Origin of the sequence: Tardiphaga sp., from assembly GCF_041424195.1 — a bacterium.
Taxonomy (GTDB): Bacteria; Pseudomonadota; Alphaproteobacteria; order Rhizobiales; family Xanthobacteraceae; genus Tardiphaga.
Genome location: NZ_JBGMOE010000182.1, coordinates 1 through 4496, shown reverse-complemented (window position 1 = coordinate 4496; position 4496 = coordinate 1). Strand labels below are relative to the sequence as shown.

Annotated in this window: 2 protein-coding genes and 1 pseudogene; all 3 read right to left on the bottom strand. The window is 60.8% G+C overall.

The window, feature by feature from the left end; genetic code table 11:
• Positions 1-1567 (bottom strand): ABC transporter ATP-binding protein (locus ACEK02_RS24485; RefSeq protein ID WP_371424098.1); only part of this gene is annotated, 1567 nt, incomplete at its 3' end.
• Positions 1568-1692: 125 nt separating this feature from the next.
• The gene (locus tag ACEK02_RS24480) at positions 1693-3747 is read right to left on the bottom strand and encodes an FAD-dependent oxidoreductase (protein WP_371424097.1); all 2055 of its coding nucleotides are present in this window, start codon (positions 3745-3747) and stop codon (positions 1693-1695) included.
• A 267-nt stretch (positions 3748-4014) separates the two neighbouring features.
• Positions 4015-4496 (bottom strand): annotated as a pseudogene (locus tag ACEK02_RS24475) (DNA-directed RNA polymerase subunit beta'); the annotation flags it as partial.

Here is a 4496-nt window from a genome sequence, read left to right as displayed (position 1 = left end):
CGCCTTCCTTGCCGAGCCGGATGTTCTCGCGGATCGACATGTTGAACAGCATGTTTTCCTGGAACACCACGGCCATATGGCTGCGCAGGGATTCGCGCGTGATCTTGCGGATATCGACACCGTCAATGGTTACCCTGCCCTCGTCCGGCACGTAGAGCCGCAGGATCAGGTTCAGCAACGTGCTCTTGCCGGAGCCGGATGGGCCGACAATGGCCACGGTCTTGCCGACATTGATCTTGAGGCTGAGATTGTCGAGCACCCGCTGCTGGCTATTCTCGTACTGGAACGAGACCCGATCGAACGTGATGTCGTTGACGATGCGCGGCAGCTCCGGTGAGCCGGGCTTGTCGGCGCCGCGGGTGGGCTCGTCGAGCATCTCTTCCATGTGCCGGACAGCGGCAGCCGCCTGGATCGACACCGGGATGAAGTGCATCACATGGGCGATGTTGTAGGACACCTCCCAGAATGCACTTTCGAAGGTGACGAAGGTGCCGACGGTGATCTGCCCCTTGGTGGCGAGATAGGCGCCGATCGCCAGGACCACCAAATGCAGCAGCAACACCGAGACGGTGACCGACCGCTCGACCATGGTCGACAGGAAGGTCGCCGCCGCGATCCTGTCGCGCGTCTCGTTGTTGCGCAGCCGGAACCACCCCATGGTGCGGCGCTGCAGGCTGAAGGCCTTGATCACCGCCTGTGCTGCGATGTTTTCCTGCACCATGCCGAGCACGGACGCTTCGCTGAGCTTCTGGTCGTAATTGGCCTGCACGGCCTTCGGCGTCAGGATGCGCGGACCGATCAGCGTGATCGGGAACACCAGCAGCGCGACCGCGGCGAGCTGCCAGTTCAGGTACAGCATCAGCACAATGCCGGCGATCAGTTCGAGGAACGGCAATAATGCGCTGTTGGCGAAACTCTTGATGGCCGTCTCGAAAGACGACAGATCGATCGAGAAGCGGGACAGGATTTCGCCGCGCTTGGTGCGGGCAAAATAGGCCGACGGCAGATCCTGGACGTGATCGAACAGGCGCGAGCGGACGTCCGTGACGATCGAGGCTGCCAGTTTGGCGTCCCAGCGCTCATACCAGATCGCAATGATCGACGTGACAACGCCTGCGACGGCCAGCACCGACAGGATCTTGAACAGCGCGTCGAAGTCTTCCTCGCCGAGCGCATCGTCGATCAGATATTTGAGGCTGAGCGGCATGATGACGTTGAACAGCGTTTCAACCACAACGCCGAAGCCAACGAAGCCAATCAGCTTGCGGTACTTGCCGAGCAATGGCCGCGTGAACCGATAGACCGTTCCGAATGCGCCGGCGGCCTCGCGCGCGGTGAAGACGACGAGTTCCTCGTCATCGTCATCGAGCTCGTCGTCTTCATCCTCGTCGTCATCATCAACGACAGGCTTGGCTTTTGCTGCCTTCTCGACAGCCGGCGGTTTCGTGCTGGGAACCGAAGCGGCAGCAGCGCCAACCGGGAGCGCAAACTTGTCGTCGAGCGGCGTGGCCGGGTCGGCTGCGGTCTTGTCGTCGGACGGAGGCTTGGGAGGTGGCTTCGACGCCATGGAACGAACCGTTGCTGCACGGTCCTTCGACCGCAAGAATCAATGAAGCGGCCCGGACAGCCACGGCAATGATCCTATGCGATCAGAACGTTCTCGGCAAAGCAACCAGAGGCCTGCGCCGAGGATCAATCCTCGGCATCGACCTTGTCGAAAAACGAATAGCGGAGGCTGTCCGCGTCGGCATACCAGTGACCCGGCCCCTTGCCAGCGGCCAATGTGGCTTCCCACACCGCCTCGGTGCAGTCGCGGCGATGCATCGACAGGTCGAAGCCGTTGCCGAAGAACAGTTCCGACCACTCCCACCAGGTGCCGAGTTTCTTGACGCCGCGCAGCAGGTCGTAGCGATCGATCACCGCCGGCGCCATGTCTGACGTGACGGAGCCGAAGACGAGACCGGTCTTCACCACGCGGTTGAGCTCCTGCACGGCCGTCACCACCTGCTTGTCGCTGACATGGCACAGGCTGGTCTCGAACACGAAATCGAACTGCCCGGCCTTGAACGGCAGATCGGTGATCGAGCCAAGCTTGTTGAATTTCTGCAGCGCCTTTGGCGTCTTGGCGTGGATTGCCTTGTTGTTCTCGACCCCCCAGGCGTCGATGCCCTTGGCACGCAGCGCCCCCACCAGTTCGCCACTCGCCGAGCCCGCCACCAGCAGCTTGTAGCCCTTGGCGCGGCCCCAGACGATCTTGATGAGATTCATCAGATAGGCGGGATCGGTGAACTGGCTCCAGACCTCGCTGTAGGGACCGACGCCGCGATAGTTCTGGAAATAGTCGCGGTCGATCTTGTCGGAGATCGTCGTACCATTCTGCCCCTGCGCGCGGCGCAGGCGCATCATCTCGGTAAGGATGATGTCGGTCGCAGCATCCGAGGAGTCGAGCAGACCGTTGAGCGTGGAATCGAACAGGTAATCGCCGACCACGACGAGGCCCGGGTGATCCTTCGGTTCCGGCCGGTGATTGGTCATGACATCGCGCACCGGCATGCCGCCGGGGATGGCGTTGACCGATGACAGCCAGCGATGAATCTTGCCTTCCAGCAGATGTGCGCGCGCATCGCCGAACGATACCGGCAGCGACTTGAGCGCGGCATCGATCAACTCATCATCGGTGAGATTCGCAAAAGCCAGCGCGTCGGAACCTGGGACCAGCCAGTTCAGCACGCCATGCTTGCCGACATCGTGACGCGCGCCTTCGTTATAGACGCAGCAGCCGCCGAACGCTTCCGACATGAACCAGGCGCCCGGAATCTGCTCGCCCCAGAACGGCGTGTCGAACAGCAGCGAGATGCGCAGATAGTGCGCCGGGCGGTCGAAGTAAGCGACGTGCTTGACCATCGACTTGCGCAGCTGCTCGCCGTCCCAACGCATGGTCGCCAACCATGAATGCGGCAGGCACATCACCACGAGATCGAAATCGCGGGTATCCGGCCCCTTGCCGTTCATCATGTCGAGCTGATAGCGGCCCTGCTCGGTCTTGCCGACCTTGAGCACACGGTGGTTCAGCCGGATGTCGGCATCGACTTCCGACTGCAGGCAGGAGATCAGTTGCTCGTTGCCGTTCTGGATCGAATACAGGCCGATATAGCCATCGACATCCATCACGAAATTCTTCAGCGCATTGAGACCATTGGTATTGTGCGTTTCGGTCGCGATATCCGAGCGTGCCATCACCTTGAGGAAGCGCTTGGCCGTGGGATCGCTGACTTCCTTGTCGAGCAGCTCCTCGGCGTTCACCCATGCCCAGGGATGCTCGTTGTCATGCGAGCCGACGCCCTCGTAATATTCGATCGGCGACACCATGCTGGCGCACTTCTTGCGGAAGGCTTCGATCGCAGCCGCGGTTTTGGCGCCGTATTTCTTGCGCATGCCCGGCACGTCATTGATCAGTTCGCCATCCAGCTGCACCTGCTCGGCATCCATCGGGATGGTCTGCAGGCCGAAATGCTGGATCAGCTCGCGGAGCGGATCCGGCCCGGTCATGGAATAATCGTAGATTTCAGCGACGCCAGCTTCGTACATGGCTGGCGCGGTATCGAACTTGCGCGTGAGAATCTTGCCGCCGACGCGGTCGGACGCTTCGTAGATGGTGACCCGGCAGAGATCGCCGAGCTTCTTCTTGAGATACCAAGCGCTCATCAGGCCGCCCGGACCACCGCCAACAATTGCAAGATCAAGCATAGGGTTCTTTCACGCGTCGTATTTACCGGCGGCAATATCCGGCAACGGTCGATGTAACGTATTCCCAGCCAAAGCGGAATCCGCTGACGCTGCAAGGCTGGCCCGTCGACCCCGTCGACTCGCACTAACCCCCTCCAAGTGAAAACATTTTTGAGCTGAAGGAAAGATGAACGAAAGCATGTAGTGCGCCGCAACACACTTCATACGCGAAAAAGGCCGGCTTTCGCCGGCCTTTTCCATGGCATTGATGTGATCTGCAGCGACCGATTACTCGGCCGGCGGCAGCATCAGCGGTTCTTCTGCCGGAGCCGACGGCACGATCGCCGCCTGCTTCTCGCGCTCGTCGAGGATCATCTTGTCGCGCTTCATTGCGACTTCGCGGATCTTCGCCATCGAGGCGCCGGTACCGGCCGGGATCAGGCGGCCGACAATGACGTTTTCCTTGAGGCCTTCGAGCGGGTCCACCTTGCCGTTGACGGCAGCTTCGGTGAGCACGCGCGTGGTCTCCTGGAACGACGCTGCCGAGAAGAACGAACGGGTCTGCAAGCTGGCCTTGGTGATGCCCAGCAGCACAGGGTTTCCGGTCGCGACTTTCTTGCCCTCTTCCTTCGCCTTCAGGTTCAGCGCGTCGAACTCGATCTTGTCGATCTGTTCGCCCGAGATCATGTCGGTTTCACCCTGATCGGTGATCTCGACCTTCTGCAGCATCTGACGGACAATCACTTCGATGTGCTTGTCGTTGATGAGCA